The following is a 19,650-nucleotide window of genomic DNA, read 5'->3' on the forward strand; positions in this document are numbered from 1 at the left end:
CAACCGTGCTCACCGCATACTCGTTCGCCGGACTTGTCGAAACGTCCGGCGAACGGGCTGTTCGGTGCGGATGGGATCCACTTCGGTCACAACCTTGCGGTTGTTCCCTCAGGACCCAACAGCGTGTCAGAAGATCGAAACGACATCCCCGCGCACGTTCCACGCTCTGTAGGGAGCAGTACTGGTTACGCGGCTCTATCGAGCCGATCCGTTGTCAGCGTTCCACCCATGAGCACCGTCCGGACACGTTCGGCCCGGGAACGGTATTGCTCCTTAGAAAGGAGGTGATCCAGCCGCACCTTCCGGTACGGCTACCTTGTTACGACTTAGTCCTAATCGCCGATCCCACCTTCGACGGCTCCCTCCCAAAGGGTTAGGCCACCGGCTTCGGGTGTTACCGACTTTCATGACTTGACGGGCGGTGTGTACAAGGCCCGGGAACGTATTCACCGCAGCGTTGCTGATCTGCGATTACTAGCGACTCCGACTTCATGGGGTCGAGTTGCAGACCCCAATCCGAACTGAGACCGGCTTTTTGAGATTCGCTCCACCTTACGGTTTCGCAGCCCTTTGTACCGGCCATTGTAGCATGCGTGCAGCCCAAGACATAAGGGGCATGATGACTTGACGTCGTCCCCACCTTCCTCCGAGTTGACCCCGGCAGTCTCCTATGAGTCCCCGGCATAACCCGCTGGCAACATAGGACGAGGGTTGCGCTCGTTGCGGGACTTAACCCAACATCTCACGACACGAGCTGACGACAGCCATGCACCACCTGTACACCGCCCTTACGGACCCCGTGTCTCCACGAGTTTTCGGTGTATGTCAAGCCTTGGTAAGGTTCTTCGCGTTGCGTCGAATTAAGCCGCATGCTCCGCCGCTTGTGCGGGCCCCCGTCAATTCCTTTGAGTTTTAGCCTTGCGGCCGTACTCCCCAGGCGGGGCGCTTAATGCGTTAGCTGCGGCACGGATCCCGTGGAAGGGAACCCACACCTAGCGCCCAACGTTTACGGCGTGGACTACCAGGGTATCTAATCCTGTTCGCTCCCCACGCTTTCGCTCCTCAGCGTCAGTTACGGCCCAGAGACCCGCCTTCGCCACCGGTGTTCCTCCTGATATCTGCGCATTTCACCGCTACACCAGGAATTCCAGTCTCCCCTACCGCACTCTAGCCAGCCCGTATCGACTGCAGACCCGGGGTTGAGCCCCGGGATTTCACAATCGACGCGACAAGCCGCCTACGAGCTCTTTACGCCCAATAATTCCGGACAACGCTCGCACCCTACGTATTACCGCGGCTGCTGGCACGTAGTTAGCCGGTGCTTCTTCTGCAGGTACCGTCACTCACGCTTCGTCCCTGCTGAAAGAGGTTTACAACCCGAAGGCCGTCATCCCTCACGCGGCGTCGCTGCGTCAGGCTTCCGCCCATTGCGCAATATTCCCCACTGCTGCCTCCCGTAGGAGTCTGGGCCGTGTCTCAGTCCCAGTGTGGCCGGTCGCCCTCTCAGGCCGGCTACCCGTCGTCGCCTTGGTAGGCCATCACCCCACCAACAAGCTGATAGGCCGCGGGCCCATCCCCAACCGAAAAACTTTCCACCCCACACCATGCAGTGCAAGGTCATATCCGGTATTAGACCCAGTTTCCTAGGCTTATCCCAGAGTTGGGGGCAGGTTGCCCACGTGTTACTCACCCGTTCGCCGCTCGAGTACCCCGAAAGGCCTTTCCGCTCGACTTGCATGTGTTAAGCACGCCGCCAGCGTTCGTCCTGAGCCAGGATCAAACTCTCCGTAGATGCATATAAGAATCCCCCACCCAACAAAGAGCAGGATCATCGACACAACGAAGCGCCAAGCAAAACTTGGCAGAACCCGGCAATCAAACAAGCTGACACTTGTTCTCATACCAAAGGAATCCGACCCGACCTGCGACACACCCCAGAAAGAGGCTTGCCAACATGCCAGGCACGGGATAATTTGGCACTGACAATCCAACACGCTGTTGAGTTCTCAAAGAACAACCGCTTCCGGTTCTGGACTCTCGTCCGTCTCCGGGGCAACTTCTCCAGCTTAGTCCTGGGCTTTCCCCTTGTCAAGTGCGATCTTTTCGATCGTGGCTTGAACTGGTTGTTTCCCGCCGGACTGGCTGTTCCACTACCTTAGCGGACCGATTTTCGCGGTCTCACCGGGGGGTGGGAGCTTCTGGCCGGCCAACCCGCTGCCTTGATCTTGACGACCTGGCACCTTGGTTTCTGTCCGGTATCCCGTCAGCGACAACGAAGTTACGACGTCCGACCCACCCGCGTCAAATCCATTAACGGTGACCGTGCCGTGGTGAGCGGCACGGTCACGTTTCGGCTTCAGCGCTTGACGCGTACGCCGGCCACGTTGCGCCGGCCGCGGCGCAACACCAACCAGCTTCCGAACAGCAAAGACTCCGCCGGCGGCGGCGCATCCGCGTCGGTCGCGCGTACGTTGTTGACGTACGCACCGCCCTCTGCGACGGTCCGCCGGGCATCGCCAAGTCCCTTGCACAGCCCCGAATCCCGCAGCAGCTCGGCGAGCGTGGGCACCGGATCGGGCACCTCGACCGAGCCGGCCTCGGCCAGCGCGGACGCCAACGTCTTCTCGTCCAGCTCGGCCAGCTCGCCCCGCCCGAACAGCGCCTGGCTCGCCGCGATCACCTGCCGGCACGCGGTCTCGCCGTGCAACAACGTGGTCAGATCCTCGGCGAGCGCACGCTGCGCCTCTCGCGCACCTGGCCGGCTGGCGACCGCCTCCTCAAGCGCCTCGATCTCCTCGCGGGACCGGAACGACATCGTCTTGAGGTAGTCGATGACCTTCACATCGTCGGCGTTGACGAACACCTGATAGAAGGCGTACGGCGAGGTCAGCTCCGGATCGAGCCAGACCGTACCCGTCTCGGTCTTGCCGAACTTGGTGCCGTCGGCCTTCAGGATCAGCGGCGTGGCGAGCGCGTGGACGCTCACCCCCTCCACCCGGTGGATCAGGTCGACGCCGGCGGTCAGGTTGCCCCACTGGTCCGAGCCCCCGGTCTGCAACACGCAGCCATGTCGCCGGTACAGCTCCAGGAAGTCCATCCCCTGCAGGATCTGGTAGCTGAACTCGGTGTAGTTGATGCCGGCGTCGGACTGCAGCCGCGCGGCGACCGCCTCCTTGGCGAGCATCTTGTTCACCCGGAAGTGCTTGCCGATGTCGCGGAGGAAGTCGATCGCCGACATTGGCGCCGTCCAGTCCAGGTTGTTCACCACGGTCGCCGCATTGTCACCGGTGAAGTCGAGGAACGGCTCGATCTGCGCCTTGATCTTCTCCACCCAGCTGGCCACCACCTCGGGCGGGTTCAGCGTCCGCTCGCTCGTCGACTTCGGGTCGCCGATCAGTCCGGTCGCGCCGCCCACCAGGGCGAGCGGCCGGTGGCCGGCCAGCTGCAGCCGGCGGGCGGTGAGCACCTGCATCAGGTTGCCGAAGTGCAGGCTCGGCGCGGTCGGGTCAAAGCCCACGTAGTAGGTGATCGGGCCGGTGTCCATCGCGGCGCGCAGCGCGTCCAGGTCGGTGGACTGGGCGATGAGTCCGCGCCAGGCCAGGTCGTCGAGAATGTGGGTCACCCGGCAATTATCGCGTACCGGCTCAACGACTTTCTTCGCCGACCAGCCGCAACGCCGCGACCAGGTCGCCGGCCGACGGCGCGTGGTCGGGATCGATCAGCCACTGGATCATCACGCCGCTCATCAGCGCCTGGTAGAACGAGCCGAGCGCGCGCCCGGTCTTCTCGTCGGTGCGTACGTCCACGTCGTGCAGGGTCTTCGCCCACCAGCCGCGGGTTTCCTCGATGCCGTCGGCGAACGCCGCGCGCAGGTCCGGCATCCGGTCCATCTGGCCGAAGATCTCCAGCGTCGCCGCGTACACCTGCCGGTCCGCCTGGAACGAGTCGATGATCGACCGCCAGATCACTTCGAACCGCTGCAACGGCGGACCTTCGGGGTCGCCGGCCGCGGCCAACGCGGCGGCCATCTTCTCCCCCATCTCGCCGATCGCGTCGTAAAGCGCCAGGTTGAGCAGCGCCTCGGTGGACTTGTAGTGATAGCCGATCGCGGCGAGGCTCGTCCCCGCCGCGGCGGCGATGTCGCGTGCGGTCGTACGCGCGTAGCCCTTCTCGTAGAGACAACGCTTCGCGCCGGCCAGCAGATCCTCGCGATTTCCCATGCCAGTGATGCTAGCCGATGTTCGTACGTTCGTCTTGCACACTTGTACTAGACGTATGTCTGAGACTGTCGTATGGTCATCGCCAACGACGACGAGGAGTTGGACATGAGCCGCAGTGTTTTGATTTCCGGCGCGAGCATCGCCGGGCCGGCGCTGGCGTACTGGCTGAACCGCCACGGTTTTCGGGTGACCGTCGTGGAGCGCGCCGCCGAGCTGCGATCCGGCGGCTACAAGATCGACCTGCGCGGCGTCACCGTCGAGGTCGCCGAGCGGATGGGCATCATGGACCGGGTCCGCGAGCTGAGCACCGACATGCGCGACGAGACCTTCGTGGACCGCGACGACCGGCCGTTGCTCACCATGCCGGCCGACTTCTTCGCCGGTCGCCACGGCCACGACGACGAGATCATGCGCGGGGACCTGAGCCAGATCCTGTATGACCTCACCAAGGACGACGTCGACTACATCTTCGACGACTCGATCACCGAGCTGGTCGACGACGCCGACGGCGTGAAGGTCAGCTTCGAGAAGTCACCAGCGCGCCGCTTCGACCTGGTGGTCGGCGCCGACGGCCTGCACTCCAACGTGCGGAAGTTGGCCTTCGGTCCGGAGCCGGACTTCGTCCACGAGATGGGCTACTACGCCGCGATCTGCGGCACGCCGAACCACCTTGGCCTGGACCGCTCCGAGCGGCTGTATGTCGAGCCCGGTCGTACGACCAACGTCTACAGCACCAGCCGGATGGCCGGCGCCAAGGCGCTTTTCCTGTTCTCCTCGGAGAAACTCACATATGACCACCGGGATGTCGCCACTCAGAAGAAAATCGTGGCCGACACCTTCGCCGGCGTAGGTTGGCGCGTACCGCAGCTGCTCGAGTCGATGTGGACAGCGCCGGACTTCTACTTCGACAGCCTCAGCCAGGTGCGGATGGACTCCTGGTCCCGCGGCCGCGTCGTCCTGCTCGGCGACGCCGGCTACTGTCCCTCACTCGCCTCCGGCCAAGGCACCGGCCTCGCCCTGGTCGGCGCGTACGTCCTCGCCGGCGAACTCGCCGCCGCCGGCGGCGATCACGTCGCCGGCTTTGCTGGATACGAGCGCGAGATGCGGCCGTATGTGGAGAAGAACCAGAAGCTTGGGTCGCAGGCCGTCAAGCAGATGGTGGCGCGGTCGAACGCGGCCATCCGGATGCAGCTGCTGATGCTCAGGGTGATGCCGAAGCTGCCGGGGAGTGCGGCGATCATGCGGAAAGTTATGCAGCCGATCCATGACGCGGCGAACGGGATCACGTTGAAGGATTACTGAGGAGGGGGAGGGTGGGGCGCGGCGCCTGGTGGTGCGGTGGAGGGGCTGCGTTCCGCCTTGGTGGTGGGAGGGGCCGCGTTCCACGTTGGTGGTGGTGATGATGGGAGGGCTGCGTTCCGCCTTGGTGGTGGTGGGTTTCTGGTTGGTGCGTTGGGGAGGTGGTGGGTTTCATGTTTGGTGCGTTGGGGAGGTGGTTGCGTCTCTTGTGTGTGCGTTGGGTGGGTGGTTGCGTCTTCATGTTTGTTGCGTCAGGGGGGTGGTTGGGTCTTCATGTTTGTTGTGTTGGTGGGTGGTGGGTTTTTCGCCTGCGCGGCGGGCGCTCCTGCGCGGAGGGCGACCTCAAGGGAGGGGGCGCGGGAACGCCAATCGGTGTGCATTGAGGGTGCGGGCGGCGGTTTGCGGGCGGGACCGGGTTCTCCAGGCTTGCTCGTTCTCCCCGTCGGCGCCCTGAAGGGAACCACATTTTCGGAGGGGCCGCCGAGCCTGGGAGGGTGGTTGCGTTTGTTTGGCGGCGGCCCCTCCGACAATGTGGTTGGCTGCGCCCGCCGACGGGGAGAACGAGCAAGCCAGGTCACGTGTGGGAAGCAACCCGTCGGCATGGACGCCATCACAGCGTCCGGAGTGGTGCTGGTGTGACTGGCGTGGCTGATAATGCGGGCGAGGCGGGCCGACTGCGTAATACTTGTCTAACAAGACATCAAAACCGACATTTGTCGCAACCCAACAGGCACAACAGCATTATCAGCCTCAGTAGTCACACCCGTCACAGCCTCCGGTGATCGCGGCGGCGTGAAAGCCTTGTTTCTTGCGTCCAACGCAAGTAACTCGACATTCATGCCATCGGCGAGCCTCGCAATCCAGACATTTAGCGCTCCATACGCCTTCGCATCCCACATAGTGGACCCCCACGCCACCCACCGGGAGGCCACCGCACCTCCGGCGCCCCAGCCACACTCCCGGTCCACCCACCCAACCGCACACGCGGCACCCAACCGGACCAACGACGGGACCCCGCGCCCCTCCCCTTGAGGTCGCCCTCCGCGCAGGAGCGCCCGCCGCGAAGGCGCCACCACCCCCAAAACGCAACAAAAATGAAGAGCCCGATCCCTCCCAACGCACCAATCATGAGAGCCAGCCACTCCCAATGGCACCACCCATGAAAACCCAACCCACAAAACCAAAAAAGCCGACCCAAACTGGGTCAGCTGGCGGCTCGGTCGGAGATGAAGGGGGCTCCGGGGGCGGCGGCTTCTAGCCACGACAGGAAGCCGGTGAGGGCCGCGTCGGCCATCGCTACTTCGACGCGGTGGCCGCGGTGGGTGCAGGTGAGGACGATCGCGCCGGGCGGCAGGGCGAGGGTCTCTGGGCCGGTGGGAGAACGGCGGCGTACGACCTCCATGGAGGGCCGCGCATAGGTACGCTTCGGGCCGGGCCACAGGCTGAAGATCCGGAACCATTGAAGCTGGTCGCCGGTGAACCGCGCGACGCCGAAGGCCCAGCCCCAGCCGCGGCCGCCGGTGTGCAGACGTACGCTCATCTCAATGGTGCCGCCGGACCGGCGCAGCAGGTGGCGGCGCAGGTAGATCGCGGCCAGCAGCAGCACCGCGGCCGCGATGACGATCGCGACGATCTCGATGAGCTGCATGCCGGCCGCTTTCCGCAGATCTAGTTGGTCGTTGCCGCTGGCGTTTCGGCCGGCTGCCCGGCCGGTTCGGCTGTCTCGGCCAGGATCGACACACCGTCGGAGTCGACCGACAGGAATCCACCGTGCACGATGAACGTCCTGTCGCCCTCGCGGGTCCTGATGATCACCTCACCGGGGTCGACCAGCTGGCCGAGCAGCGGAATGTGTCCAGGCAACACTCCGAGCTCGCCCTCCAGGGTCCGCGCGCGGACCATCTCGGCCTCGCCGGAGAAGATCATCTCCTCCACCGCGACCAGTTCCACGTGCAGTTCGGCCACTTGAGCTCCTTTACCGCGATTTAGCGTGAGTCTATCGGCGTTCCAGCAAGTTATGTACGACAGGAATGATTGTCACCAGACGTACCGCTGGCTCACCTATGACTGCTATTTGGCGAAACGTCGTGTTGGCTCCAGGCGCGTGACGGCCCGGCAGTCCATCGCGACTGCCGGGCCACCACGCGTACGAAACATCGGGCTATCCCTGGAGTTCCTTGGCCTTGCGCTCCACATCCTCCAGGCCACCGCACATGAAGAACGCCTGCTCCGGCACGTGGTCGTAGTCGCCGTTGCAGAGGCGCTTGAACGAGTCGACGGTCTCGTCGCGGGACACGAACGATCCGTCCAGGCCGGTGAAGGCCTTCGCGACGAAGGTGTTCTGCGACAGGAACCGCTCGATCCGGCGGGCCCGCTGCACGGTGACCTTGTCCTCCTCGGACAGCTCGTCCATGCCGAGGATGGCGATGATGTCCTGCAGGTCCTTGTACTTCTGCAGGATCTGCTTCACCCGCGAGGCCACGTCGAAGTGCTCCTGGCCGATGTACTGCGGGTCCAGGATCCGCGAGGTGGAGGTCAGCGGGTCCACCGCCGGATAGATGCCCTTGGCCGAGATCGGCCGAGACAGCTCGGTGGTGGCGTCCAGGTGCGCGAAGGTCGTCGCCGGCGCCGGGTCGGTGTAGTCGTCGGCCGGCACGTAGATCGCCTGCATCGAGGTGATCGAGTTACCGCGCGTCGAGGTGATCCGCTCCTGCAGCTCACCCATCTCGTCGGCCAGGGTCGGCTGGTAACCCACCGCGGACGGCATCCGGCCGAGCAGCGTGGACACCTCCGAACCGGCCTGGGTGAACCGGAAGATGTTGTCGATGAACAGCAGCACGTCCTGCTTCTGCACGTCGCGGAAATACTCCGCCATGGTCAGCGCGGACAGCGCCACCCGCAGACGCGTGCCCGGCGGCTCGTCCATCTGGCCGAACACCAGCGCGGTCTTGTCGATGACGCCGGTCTCGGTCATCTCCTCGATCAGACCGTTGCCCTCACGCGTACGCTCACCAACGCCGGCGAACACCGACACGCCACCGAAGTTTTCCGCGACCCGGTAGATCATCTCCTGGATGAGCACCGTCTTGCCCACACCGGCGCCACCGAACAGGCCGATCTTGCCGCCGACCACGTACGGCGTGAGCAGGTCGAGCACCTTGATGCCGGTCTCCAGCATCTCGGTCTTGGGCTCCAACTGGTCCAGCGCCGGCGCCGACCGGTGGATCGGCCACCGCTCAGTGATCTCCAGCTTGGACTCGTCCACGTCCAGCGGCTTGCCCAGCACGTTGAACACGTGGCCCTTGGTCACGTCACCGACCGGAACGGTGATCGCGTCGCCGGTGTTACGCACCTCGGCACCGCGGACCAGACCGTCGGTCGGCTGCATCGCGATGCAGCGCACCATGTTGTCGCCGAGGTGCTGCGCGACCTCCAGCGTCAGCGTGTGCTGCTCGCCGCCGAGCTCGACGTCGACCTGCAGCGCGTGGAACAGCTCCGGCAGGCCCTCGCGCGGAAACTCCACGTCGACGACCGCGCCGATCACCTGTACGACCCGGCCGTCGGCCAGCTCCTCGGCCGGTTTGGCGGCCTGGTCAAGAGTCGATGTCACTTAGTCCTCACTCCCTGATGCCGCGAGCGCGTTCGCGCCACCGACGATTTCGCTGATCTCCTGGGTGATTTGCGCCTGCCGCGCCTGGTTGGCCTCACGGGAGAGCGACTTGGTCAGCTCCTCCGCGTTGTCCGTCGCAGACTTCATCGCCTGCTGCCGGGCCGCCGACTCCGACGCCGCCGCCGAAAGGAGAGCGGCGAAAATCCGGGTGTTGACGTATTTGGGAAGGATGGCCGCGAGCAGCTCGTCGGCCTCCGGCTCGAACTCGTAGTCGGCCAGCAGCTTGCGCTCGCCGTCACCCTCGGCGTACTCGACCTCCATCGGCGCGACGATCCTGGCCGCCGGGGTCTGGCTCACCATCGAGTTGAACTCGGTCGACACGACGTGCAGCTGGTCGATGCCGGGAATGTCGTTGGACGCGTTTCCCAGCTCCGCAGCCGGTACGACCGCGTCACCGCCGGCGTTGAACGCGGCGATCAGTGCCTCACCTGCGGCCTGCGCGTTCTCGAACCCCGGCCGCTCGGAGAAGCCGGTCCACACGGCCGCGATCTCGCGGTTGCGGAAGGTGTAGTACGCCCGGCCCTTGCGGCCGATCACGAACAGCACCGGCTCGACACCCTCGTCGCGTAGCCGGCTGATCAGCCGCTCCGCCGTACGAATGACGTTGGCGTTGTAGCCACCGGCGAAACCGCGGTCACTGGTGACCACCAGCACGCCGGCGCGGCGTACCCGCTCGCGCGGGACCAGCAGCGGATGGCTCAGGTTGCTCGCGTTGGTGGCCAGCGCGGTGAGCACCCGGGTGATCTCCCGGGTGTACGGCAGCGCCGCCTCGACCCGCTGCCGGGCCTTCACGATGCGGGAGGCCGCGATCAGCTCCTGGGCCCTGGTGATCTTCTTGATCGACTGGACCGACCGGACCCGGTCGCGGATGACCCGTACGTTGGCTGGCATGGCTCAGCTGTCTTTCGGCTTCGGCTTGTTGACCTGGACGGACTCGGTGCCTTCCTTGCCGGTCAGCGCCTCGGCCCTGGCCTCGGTGCCGGCCTTGACATCTCCGAGACTGCCGCCGGAGCCGGCGAAACCCTTCTTGAAGTCGTCGAGCGCGGTCTGCAGCGTCTCCAGGCCGTCGTCGGGCATCTTGCCGGACTCGTCGATGGTCGAGATCAGCCCGGCATAGTGCGTGCGCACGTAGGAGATGAACTCCTGCTCGAACTGGTGGATGTCCCCGACCGGTACGTCATCGACGTTGCCGGACGTGCCGGCCCACAGCGAGATGATCTGGTCGGGCACCGAGTAAGGCGCGTACTGGCCCTGCTTGAGCAGCTCCAGCAGCCGCTCGCCGCGCTCCAGCTGCTGGCGGGAGGTCCGGTCCAGGTTTTCCGTGCCGAACTGGGCGAAGGCTTCCAGGTCCCGGTATTGCGCGAGGTCCAGCTTCAGCGTCTTGATGACCGCGCGCATGGCCTTGGTCTGCGCGTCACCGCCGACTCGCGACACCGACAGACCGACGTTGATCGCCGGGCGCTGACCCTGGTTGAACAGGTCGGACTCCAGGAAGATCTGGCCGTCGGTGATGGAGATGACGTTGGTCGGGATGTACGCGGAGATGTCGTTGGCCTTGGTCTCGATGATCGGCAGGCCGGTCATCGAACCCGCGCCGAGGTCGTCGGACAGCTTCGCGCAACGCTCCAGCAGCCGGGAGTGCAGGTAGAACACGTCGCCGGGATAGGCCTCGCGGCCCGGCGGGCGACGCAGCAGCAGCGAGATGGCGCGATAGGCCTCGGCCTGCTTGGACAGGTCGTCGAAAATGATCAGGACGTGCTTGCCGTCGTACATCCAGTGCTGGCCGATGGCCGAGCCGGTGTAGGGCGCGAGGTATTTGAAGCCGGCCGGGTCGGACGCCGGCGAGGCGACGATGGTGGTGTATTCCATCGCGCCGGCCTCTTCCAGCGTGCTCCGGATGCTCGCGATGGTCGAGCCCTTCTGGCCGACCGCGACGTAGATGCAGCGCACCTGCTTCTTCACGTCGCCGGACTTCCAGTTGTCCCGCTGGTTGAGGATGGTGTCGATGGCCACCGCGGTCTTGCCGGTCTTACGGTCACCGATGATCAGCTGCCGCTGGCCACGGCCGATCGGGGTCATCGTGTCGATGGCCTTGATGCCGGTCTGCAGCGGCTCGGACACCGGCTGCCGCTGCACCACCGACGGCGCCTGCAGCTCCAGCGCGCGGCGCTCGGTCGACTCGATGTCGCCCTTGCCGTCCAGCGGGTTGCCCAGCGGGTCGATGACCCGGCCGAGGAAGCCGTCGCCGACCGGCACCGACAGGACCTCGCCGGTGCGGCGGACCTGCTGGCCCTCCTCGATGTGGCTGTAGTCACCCAGGATGACGGCGCCGATCTCGCGCTGCTCCAGGTTGAGGGCGAGGCCGCGGACGCCGTTGCCGAAGTCCAGCAGCTCGTTGGTCATGGTCGACGGAAGGCCCTCGACATGCGCGATGCCGTCGCCGGTGTCGGCCACCACGCCGACTTCCTCGCGGGACACGTCCGGCGAGTACGACGAGACATAGCGTTCGATCGCCCCGCGGATCTCCTCCGGCGAGATGGTCAGTTCGGCCATCGGTATCTACTCTTTCTCTTTGTTTGTCGCCACGTCTTCAGGTGCTCTATCGCGCGAGCTGACCGCGGGCTTCGAGGATGCGCCGCAGGATGCTGCCGTCGTAGAGATCGTCGCCGACGCGTACGACAGCGCCGCCGAGGATCGACGCGTCGACCTCGACGCGTACCGATATCTCCCGACCGTAGATCCGGCGCAGCGCCTCGGCCAGCCTCGACTCCTGCTCCTCGGACATCGCCGTCGCCACGCGTACGCGCGCGACGGACCGGTCGCGCCGCTCGGCGGCGAGCTCGACCAGCCGCTCGATGCCGGTGGTGAACGGGCGGCCACCGAAGCCGGCCACCGCGCGAGCCACCAGCGCCGCGGTCTGCTCGGCGACCTTGCCCCCGAGCAGGCTCTCGGCCAGCTCGATCCGCTTGGCGACCGGACGGGTCACGTCTTCCAGCTCGACGGTGAGCCGCGAGTTGGCCTCGGCGATCCGGGCGAACCGGAACAGCTCGTCCTCCACGTCGGCGAGCCGGCCGGCCCGCTCGGCGGAGATCAGCGTCGCCTCCACCGAGGCGACCTCGGCGGCGTCGATCAGGTCGTGCGGGGTCGACCACTTGGACGTGGCCAGGCCGCGCATCAGCTCGACCACCGCAGCCGTCAGCCGGCTGCCGAACAGGTCGTCCACCAGCCCGGTCCTCGCCTCGTCCGGCTTGGACGAGTCGGCCAGCGCGCGGCGCAGCGAGATCTGGCTGGTCAGCAGGTCGGCCACCGCGCCGAGCTGGTCGGCGAAGATGTTGACGGTCGCGTCGTCGGCGTCGGCCAGCAGCCGCTCCAACAGCTCCCGGCTCTGCGCGAGCGCACCCCGGCTGGCGGCCCGCATCAGCGGCCCGCCGTCTGGGTCTCGGTGGACTCGATCTCGGTCAGGAAGCGGTCGATGGTGCCGCGCTTGCGGGCCTCGTCGGCCAGCGACTCGCCGACGATCCGGCTGGCCAGCTCCACCGACAGCTTGCCGATGTCGCCACGCAGCTCGCGTACCAGCGAGTCACGCTCGGCGGCCAGCTGCTCGCGGCCCCGCTCGATGACCCGGTCGGACTCGGCCTGCGCCTTGGCCTTGAGCTCCTCGAGGATCTGCGCGCCCTGAGCGCGCGCGTCGTCGCGGATCTTCGACGCCTCGATACGGGCTTCCTCGATCGCCTCGTCGTACTTGGCTTGCGCGGCCTGCAGCTGCTCCTCGGTCTGCTTGGCCTGCTCGACCTGCTTGCGGATCATCTCCTGCCGGTCGTTCATCGCCTTGGACAGCGGTGGTACGACCCATTTCCACAGGATGACCAGGATGATGACGAACGCGATCAGCTCGACGAAGAACGTACCGTTGGGCAGGATCGGGTTGGACGTCTCCGCCGCGAGGATCGCGGTGGTGGGAGCGGCCATGGGAATGCCTCCGATCGCGATGACTACTGAACGCCAGCGGCGACGACGTAGACGAAGACGATCATGAAGGCCAGGTTGATGAAGTACATGGCCTCAACCAGACCGATCGTCAGGAACAGGACGGGGAACAGCTGGCCGCGGGCCTCCGGCTGACGGGCGATGCCGGAGATCGTCGCGCTGCCGGCGAGGCCGTCACCGACGGCGGCGCCGATCGCGCCACCGGCCAGAGCCACACCGCCACCGACCAGAGCGCCAGCCACGGCGATCGCGTTCTGCATCGTTGCCATTTTGGGTTCCTCTCGGATTTGCTCGTACTGCTTACGAAAAACGGTTGCTTCGGTGCCTGAATCAGGTTGTCGCGAGGCGTTGCGTCAGTGGCTTTCCTCGCGTTCGTGTTCGAACTGGAATCCGAAGTAGAGGATGGTCAGCAGGGTGAAGATCACCGCCTGCAGCACCCCGATGAACATGTCGAAGAGCTTCCAGGCGATGTTCGGGGCCCAGAAGATCCACCACGGCATCAGGCCGATGATGCTGAGCATGATGCCGCCGGCGAAGATGTTGCCGAAAAGTCGCAGCGCGAGCGTGAACGGCTTGAGGATCTCCTCCAGCAGGTTGATCGGCGCCAGGAACGAGGCGTGGCCCTTGGCGTTGTCGACGAACCAGCGGCCCGGACCCTTGCGCCGGATCACGATGATGTGCATCAGCACGATGGTGAAGATGCCGAGCGCGTACGTCAGGTTGACGTCGGCGGTCGGTGCCGGCAGCAGGTGGTTGGTGGGGATCAGCTCCAGCCAGTTACAGATCAGGATGAAGCTGCCCAGCGCCAGCGCCAGCGGCACCACGAAGGGCGCGACCTTGAGGCCGACGTTCTCCTCGACCTGGTCCTCGACGACGCCGACCACGGTCTCCCACAGCAGCTGCGCCTTGGACGGCACGCCACTGGTCGTACGCCGGGCGATCACCAGGCCGAAGATCACCACGATGGCGCCGGCGATCGCGGTCGACCAGATGGTGTCCAGGTTGAACACCCAGCCACCGATGGTCGCCTGGATGTGGTGACCGATCTCGATCTGGTTGCCGCCCTCGGCAGCAAGAGGGGTGACGATCATGCCCTACGGAACTCCTTGATCAGTGGCATGGACGCGACGATGAGCATGATGACCTGGAACACGGCCAGGCCGCCGATGACCCCCAGCCCGTCCGGCCGGATCAGCAGCACCGGACCGATGCCGAGCACGGTGATCAGGGCGAGCCGGGTCAGCGCGCTGGTGATGAACTTCTTCTTCGCGACCAGTACCCCGTCTTTGGCGTACTGAACAACCGCGCGCTGGGTCAGGTGCGTGTTGAATGCGCCGAGCGCCAACCCGACCAGGCCGAGCAGGCCGGCGATCGGGTGGCCGAGCACGGAGAGCGCGACCATGGCGATGCCGCCGACCGGCATCGCGATGATGGCGCCGATACGCAGGTTGCGGGCGGCGTGCCGGGGAATGGCCGGCACGGCGGTGGCCAGCGCCTCTGCGGTGTCGTCGTCCTGGGTTTGCGGGGGGATGGCTTTGTCGTTGTCAGTGGCGTTCATCGTCGCTGCCCGTACTAGCCTTTCAAGAAACGGCGAATCTGAAGTCCTGCCGTGAGCAGACCGCCCACGATCCCGACGCCAAGCCCGATCATCAGGAACACCGGGCCTGCGTGCGTCCAGTTGTCGATCAGCAGCCCGATGACCAGGCCGCCCACGACGAACCCGAGCAGAGTTGACCCCAGCGTAACCAACTGCCAGAGGCCCGGCCCGTCAGGGCTCGCTCCACTCACTGCACCTCGATCTCAGCTCACCGGGGGAATGGCGGCTCTTCCATGTCGTCGCTCCCTCGTGCTGTCCGCGGCGCCGTTTCTGGTACGGGACGCAGATCACACCTCAGTCCGTCGAAACATCGGCTGACCTGCGGCGATCCGCCTGGCCGTACGATGTCATCCCACCCTTCCGGGGACTTTGAGAACGCTATCACAAAGTCCTCCGAGAGCCGTTCACGGGATGGTCAAAACCCCTGCGTGCGGGGCTCTTGCGCGGATACTTTCCGGTCATCGACGCAGGACAAACTACACATCAACCCCGATTGCCCCGCAAGCCGGGCCGGGTTTCGCTTTTAGCGAACGCTCATCCTGTTACGTTACGTCACCGGATACGCCGGATGGCGGCTGACGAGATCGTGCACCTGCGCGCGGATGTGCGGCGCGGCGGCGCCGCCCTCGTCGCGTACGGCCTGACCGATCAGCGACGCCACCGACTTCATCTCCGACTCGGTCATCCCCTGCGTGGTGACCGACGGCGTACCGACGCGGATGCCGGACGCGATCATCGGTTTCTGCGGGTCGTACGGGATCGCGTTCTTGTTCAGCGTGATGCCGGCGGCGTCGCACCGCGCCTCCGCCTGGGCGCCGGTCACCCCGACCTCGCGCAGGTCGATGAGGCACAGGTGGGTGTCGGTGCCACCGGAGACCGGCCGCATCCCCTCGGCGGCCAGCCCGTCCACGAGCGCCTGCGCGTTGGCGACGACCTGACGCGCGTACGCGCCGAACTCCGGCCGGGCCGCCTCGGCCAGCGCGACCGCCTTCGCGGCGACCGCGTGCATCAGCGGACCGCCCTGGCTGAACGGGAAAACCGCCTTGTCGATGCGCGGCGCCAGCTCCTCCGTACACAGGATCATGCCGCCGCGCGGACCGCGCAGGACCTTGTGGGTGGTCATCGTGACGACGTCGGCGTAAGGCACCGGCGACGGGATGGCCTTCCCGGCGACCAGGCCGATGAAGTGCGCGGCGTCGACCATCAGGTAGGCACCGACCTCGTCGGCGATCTGCCGGAAGGCGGCGAAGTCGATCAGCCGCGGATACGCTGTCGCGCCGCAGATGATCAGCTTCGGCTGGTGTTCGTGCGCCAGCTCGCGTACCTCGTCGTAGTCAATCAGCTCGGTGTCCTCGCGTACCGAGTAGCCGACGGTGTCGAACCACTTGCCGGAGAAGTTGACCTTGCTGCCGTGGGTGAGGTGGCCGCCATGTGGCAACGCCATCGCCAACAGCGTGTCGCCGGGCTTGAGCAGCGCCGCGTACGCCGCCAGGTTGGCCGAGGCGCCGGAGTGCGGCTGCAGGTTGGCGTGCTCGGCGTCGAACAACGCCTTGGCGCGCGCGATGCCGATCCGCTCGGCCTTGTCGACCTCGGCGCAGCCGCCGTAATAGCGCCGGCCCGGATAGCCTTCCGCGTACTTGTTGGACAACGTCGACCCGAGCGCCGCGAGCACCGCCGGCGAGGTGAGGTTTTCGCTCGCGATCAGCTGGAGGCCGCCGCGCAGCCGGTCGAGCTCGCCGAGGACGACGGCGGCGATCTCCGGGTCGGTGGCGCGCAGCTGGTCGAAGTCCGGACCCCAGAAAGGTGTGTCGTCGGCCATGGTGACGGCTCCGGCTCGGTGCGGCTCGGGACGGTTCAGTGTCTGGTGAGTCTAAGCCGCGTCGCGCGAGTCGGCCCGCCGTGATTTTCAGTGCGACGTGAGAGCGCGTACGAGGGCTCGGATGGGGTCCTCGATGGAGTCGGCCACGGTGCTGAAGAAGGACTGCGGTCGCGCGTACGGGTCGGCGATCTCGTCCTCGAACCGCGGCTCTGCGCCGGCGCGCGCGGCGTCGACGGCGGCGACGAGCGCGACGCCGCGCTTCTCGAGGACCGCCGGATCGTCCTGGTAAGGAGGCAGAGCCGCGAGGTCGACGCGCGGCAGCAGCCGGCCGAACTCCCCCAGCACGAACGTGCGCGCGGCGGCTCCGGCGACCAGGTGGCCGACGTACTGCGACTGCTCCACGGTCGCGGTCAGCACGAGGTCGCTGGACTCGACGTGCTCGGTGCGCAGGTGGCGAGCGCGAAAGCCGCTCGGGTCGGCGTCGCGGTGGCGCAGCTCGCGAGCGGCGTTGCGCTCCATCGGCTCACCGGCGTGCCACGGACCGACGCCGGCGCTGTGTGAATAGACGGCGTCGCCCATCCGCGCGGCGAGCAGCCGCTCGGCCATCGGTGAGCGGCAGATGTTTCCCATGCAGACGTGCAGGACGGTGAACGGCGGCATCTATGCCTTCGCCTGTTCCTCGGCGACCAGGTCAGGGGCCACCTCGCGGAGCTGCTCCAGACTGACCGCGCCAGGCCGGCGCAACAGCGGCGGACCGCCGCTGGAGCAGGCGGTGACGTCCACGATCGTCGACGCGACCGCCAGCTCGGACCGGCCGGCCTCCAGATAGACGTCGACGGAGTCGCCGAGCATCGCCTCGGCGTCGGCGGCGGTCAGCGCGGCCGGCGAACCGCTGGTGTTGGCGCTGGACACCGCCATCGGTCCGACCTTCTGCAGCAGCTCCAGCGCCACCGGATGCAACGGCATGCGTACGGCCACCGTGCCGTAGGTGTCGCCGAGGTCCCAGTCCAGCGTGGAGATGTGCTCGACGATGATGGTCAGCCCGCCCGGCCAGAATGCCTCGACCAGGTCGCGCGCCACCGCCGGCATGGTCAGCACCAGGCCGTCGAGCGTGCGCCACGACGGCACCAGCACCGGCGGCGGCATCACCCGGCCACGGCCTTTCGCGGACAGCAGCCGGGACACCGCGTCGCGGTTGAAGGCGTCCGCGCCGATGCCGTAGACGGTGTCGGTCGGCAAAACCACCAGGTCACCGCGGCCGGCCGCGTCGGCGGCCGCCTCGATCCCCAGCTGGCGGGTGGCTTCCTCGTTGGTGTCGTACGTGACGCTCACGCCGCCATTTTCGCATCCGGCCAGGCGGGTCCGGTCGCCGGTTTCCTGGCTAGATGGTCTCTTCCAAGGGCTGGAGTAGGACGCGCGTCGCGGTCGGGGAAACGAGCAAGCAACCCACATGAGTCACACCAGCATTGACGGCCTCAACAGTCACAGTGAATGGCGGTCGAGTGGGAGCGAAAGCCATTTTTCTTGCATCTAACGCTAGTAAATCGGCCTTCATGCCTATTTAGACACGTCGAGCGGTAGTGAAGCGCGGCCGGCCGGTCAGGTCGGGGTTGTCGGCGATCGCCGACCAGCCGCCGGCCGCGGCGAGCACGGCAGGCACGGATTTTCCCTGAACGTCGGCGTGTTCGATGCCGACCCAGCCGCCCGGCCGGAGCAGCGCGCGCATCCTCGGCACGAGTTTGCGTACGGTGTCGAGGCCGTCGGCGCCGCCTCCCCACAGCGCCATCGCCGGGTCGTGGTCGGCGACCTCCGGCGGCGGCGCGAAGTCGTCCGGCACGTACGGCGGATTGCACACCACCACGTCGACCTGACCGTCCACATTGGACAACATGGCCGGGTCCGTGGCGTCGCCGACGGTCAGCGTGACGCGGCCGTACGCGTCGATGTTGCGCCGAGCCCAGGCCGCGGCCATCTCCGACCGCTCCACCGCCAGCACGGTCGCGGCCGGACACTCGCCGGCGATGGCCAACCCGATCGCGCCAGAGCCGGCGCACAGGTCCACCACCAGCGGACTGTCCATTGTGGACACCAGATCGATGGCCCACTGCGCGAGCATCTCGGTTTCCGGTCGTGGCACGAAAACTCCGGGGCCGACCGCGAGATCCAGATGCCGGAAGGCCGCGACGCCGGTGAGGTGTTGCAGCGGAATGCGGGCCGACCGGTCCGCGACCAGGTCCTGGAACCGCTTCAGCTGCTCATCGTCGAAATCGCCGGCGAGCAACAGCCCGCTCCGGGTCGTGCGCAGCACGTGCGCGGCAAGCAGCTCGGCGTCGACGCGCGGCGAATCCACGCCGGCTTGGGCCAGCTGCCGCGTCGCCGCGGCGATCTCGGCACGTACGCCGGTCACTTCGACGCCGCTCGCCGCGCACGCAGCGCTCGTACGCGTGCGCGGCTGCCGCAGACGGCGTCGGCGCACCAGCGGCGCTTGCCGGTCGGGTCGTGAAAGTACATGCGGCAATCTTCCCCGGCGCACTGCCGCAGCGCCGCACTGGCCGGTCCGGTCAGATCGTCGACGGCCTGCGCCGCCAGGATCGCCAGCACGACGGACGTGTCGGCCGGTCGCACGCGGCGCACTCCCCCACCTGGTGCGGGCTCGAGTCCGATTGTCACCTCGCGGAATGTTTCCCCAGGTGAAGCGCCGTCGGACGACGCAATCGGAAACCGATTGCGTCGTCCGTCAAGGGTGGCGTTGACGGTGGCGATGGCGGCCGGCGGCGGCTTCCTGGTGGTGAGGATGGAGCGCAGGGCCTCACGGAGCGTACGGAAGGCGGCGAGGTCGTCGGCCGTCGGCGCGGCGACCGGGATCAGGTTTTCGACGCACAGCCATTCGACGAGGTCGTCGAGGTCGCCGACGCGCTCGACCGGCGCCGGACCGTACGCCCGCGACACGCTCGCCAACAGGTCGAGCCACTGGCGGCCGGTGTCAAACCATGGCTGCTTGCTCACACCTCAACCGTAACGGCTTGACTCGTTACGGGCTATCCGGCAGCGTAACGAC

Annotated in this window: 19 protein-coding genes and 1 rRNA gene; 1 reads left to right on the forward strand and 19 read right to left on the reverse strand. The window is 66.5% G+C overall.

What is annotated here, in order from left to right:
• Positions 1–277: 277 nt before the first annotated feature.
• The 3 genes from GNX95_RS28630 to GNX95_RS28640 all read right to left on the reverse strand — a co-directional run bounded on the left by GNX95_RS28630 (position 278) and on the right by GNX95_RS28640 (position 4,220).
• A 16S ribosomal RNA gene (locus tag GNX95_RS28630) occupies positions 278–1,792 on the reverse strand.
• A 564-nt stretch (positions 1,793–2,356) separates the two neighbouring features.
• Complete coding sequence (gene tyrS / locus GNX95_RS28635) at positions 2,357–3,622, reverse strand: tyrosine--tRNA ligase (protein WP_163510732.1); 1,266 nt, start codon at positions 3,620–3,622, stop codon at positions 2,357–2,359.
• 22 nt (positions 3,623–3,644) lie between these two features.
• On the reverse strand, positions 3,645–4,220 hold the full coding sequence (locus GNX95_RS28640) for a TetR family transcriptional regulator (protein ID WP_163510733.1): 576 nt from the start codon (positions 4,218–4,220) through the stop codon (positions 3,645–3,647).
• Positions 4,221–4,325: 105 nt separating this feature from the next.
• Between GNX95_RS28640 and GNX95_RS28645 the strand changes: the two genes are divergently transcribed.
• Positions 4,326–5,522 carry an FAD-dependent monooxygenase gene (locus GNX95_RS28645; RefSeq protein WP_163510734.1) on the forward strand — a complete coding sequence of 399 codons (1,197 nt, stop codon included), beginning with the start codon at positions 4,326–4,328 and terminating at the stop codon, positions 5,520–5,522.
• A gap of 1,201 nt (positions 5,523–6,723) precedes the next feature.
• On the opposite strand, the gene GNX95_RS28650 is transcribed toward GNX95_RS28645, so the two are convergent.
• The 16 genes from GNX95_RS28650 to GNX95_RS28725 form a co-directional block, all read right to left on the reverse strand.
• Positions 6,724–7,167 carry a DUF2550 domain-containing protein gene (locus GNX95_RS28650; protein WP_163510735.1) on the reverse strand — a complete coding sequence of 148 codons (444 nt, stop codon included), beginning with the start codon at positions 7,165–7,167 and terminating at the stop codon, positions 6,724–6,726.
• Positions 7,168–7,187: 20 nt separating this feature from the next.
• Complete coding sequence (locus GNX95_RS28655) at positions 7,188–7,484, reverse strand: F0F1 ATP synthase subunit epsilon (protein ID WP_163510736.1); 297 nt, start codon at positions 7,482–7,484, stop codon at positions 7,188–7,190.
• A gap of 196 nt (positions 7,485–7,680) precedes the next feature.
• On the reverse strand, positions 7,681–9,129 hold the full coding sequence (gene atpD / locus GNX95_RS28660; RefSeq protein WP_163510737.1) for a F0F1 ATP synthase subunit beta: 1,449 nt from the start codon (positions 9,127–9,129) through the stop codon (positions 7,681–7,683).
• The gene (locus tag GNX95_RS28665) at positions 9,130–10,080 is read right to left on the reverse strand and encodes a F0F1 ATP synthase subunit gamma (RefSeq protein ID WP_163510738.1); all 951 of its coding nucleotides are present in this window, start codon (positions 10,078–10,080) and stop codon (positions 9,130–9,132) included.
• 3 nt (positions 10,081–10,083) lie between these two features.
• Positions 10,084–11,742, reverse strand: a complete 1,659-nt coding sequence (gene atpA / locus GNX95_RS28670; RefSeq protein ID WP_163510739.1) for a F0F1 ATP synthase subunit alpha — start codon at positions 11,740–11,742, stop codon at positions 10,084–10,086.
• A gap of 46 nt (positions 11,743–11,788) precedes the next feature.
• The gene (locus GNX95_RS28675; protein WP_163510740.1) at positions 11,789–12,607 is read right to left on the reverse strand and encodes a F0F1 ATP synthase subunit delta; all 819 of its coding nucleotides are present in this window, start codon (positions 12,605–12,607) and stop codon (positions 11,789–11,791) included.
• Positions 12,607–13,158 carry a F0F1 ATP synthase subunit B gene (locus GNX95_RS28680; RefSeq protein WP_163510741.1) on the reverse strand — a complete coding sequence of 184 codons (552 nt, stop codon included), beginning with the start codon at positions 13,156–13,158 and terminating at the stop codon, positions 12,607–12,609. Before GNX95_RS28680 ends, GNX95_RS28675 begins: the two co-directional genes overlap by 1 nt.
• A 23-nt stretch (positions 13,159–13,181) precedes the next feature.
• Positions 13,182–13,436: an ATP synthase F0 subunit C gene (gene atpE / locus GNX95_RS28685; protein ID WP_222854165.1), complete on the reverse strand. Its 255-nt coding sequence runs from the start codon at positions 13,434–13,436 to the stop codon at positions 13,182–13,184.
• A 93-nt stretch (positions 13,437–13,529) separates the two neighbouring features.
• Positions 13,530–14,267 (reverse strand): F0F1 ATP synthase subunit A, encoded by a 738-nt coding sequence (gene atpB, locus GNX95_RS28690; RefSeq protein ID WP_163510743.1) that lies wholly within the window; start codon positions 14,265–14,267, stop codon positions 13,530–13,532.
• Positions 14,264–14,734 carry a hypothetical protein gene (locus GNX95_RS28695; protein ID WP_163510744.1) on the reverse strand — a complete coding sequence of 157 codons (471 nt, stop codon included), beginning with the start codon at positions 14,732–14,734 and terminating at the stop codon, positions 14,264–14,266. Before GNX95_RS28695 ends, atpB begins: the two co-directional genes overlap by 4 nt.
• A gap of 14 nt (positions 14,735–14,748) precedes the next feature.
• Positions 14,749–14,964, reverse strand: coding sequence for an AtpZ/AtpI family protein (locus GNX95_RS28700; RefSeq protein ID WP_163510745.1), 216 nt, complete (start codon positions 14,962–14,964; stop codon positions 14,749–14,751).
• A gap of 356 nt (positions 14,965–15,320) precedes the next feature.
• Positions 15,321–16,592: a serine hydroxymethyltransferase gene (locus GNX95_RS28705; protein WP_163510746.1), complete on the reverse strand. Its 1,272-nt coding sequence runs from the start codon at positions 16,590–16,592 to the stop codon at positions 15,321–15,323.
• 87 nt (positions 16,593–16,679) lie between these two features.
• Positions 16,680–17,252, reverse strand: a complete 573-nt coding sequence (locus GNX95_RS28710; protein WP_163510747.1) for an arsenate reductase/protein-tyrosine-phosphatase family protein — start codon at positions 17,250–17,252, stop codon at positions 16,680–16,682.
• Complete coding sequence (locus tag GNX95_RS28715) at positions 17,253–17,924, reverse strand: L-threonylcarbamoyladenylate synthase (protein WP_163510748.1); 672 nt, start codon at positions 17,922–17,924, stop codon at positions 17,253–17,255.
• Between the two features lie 229 nt (positions 17,925–18,153).
• Positions 18,154–18,999 carry a peptide chain release factor N(5)-glutamine methyltransferase gene (gene prmC / locus GNX95_RS28720; protein ID WP_163510749.1) on the reverse strand — a complete coding sequence of 282 codons (846 nt, stop codon included), beginning with the start codon at positions 18,997–18,999 and terminating at the stop codon, positions 18,154–18,156.
• Positions 18,996–19,598, reverse strand: coding sequence for a CGNR zinc finger domain-containing protein (locus tag GNX95_RS28725; RefSeq protein WP_163510750.1), 603 nt, complete (start codon positions 19,596–19,598; stop codon positions 18,996–18,998). Before GNX95_RS28725 ends, prmC begins: the two co-directional genes overlap by 4 nt.
• Between the last annotated feature and the right edge of the window lie 52 nt (positions 19,599–19,650).

Source organism: Fodinicola acaciae, from assembly GCF_010993745.1.
GTDB classification, from domain to species: domain Bacteria; phylum Actinomycetota; class Actinomycetes; order Mycobacteriales; family HKI-0501; genus Fodinicola; species Fodinicola acaciae.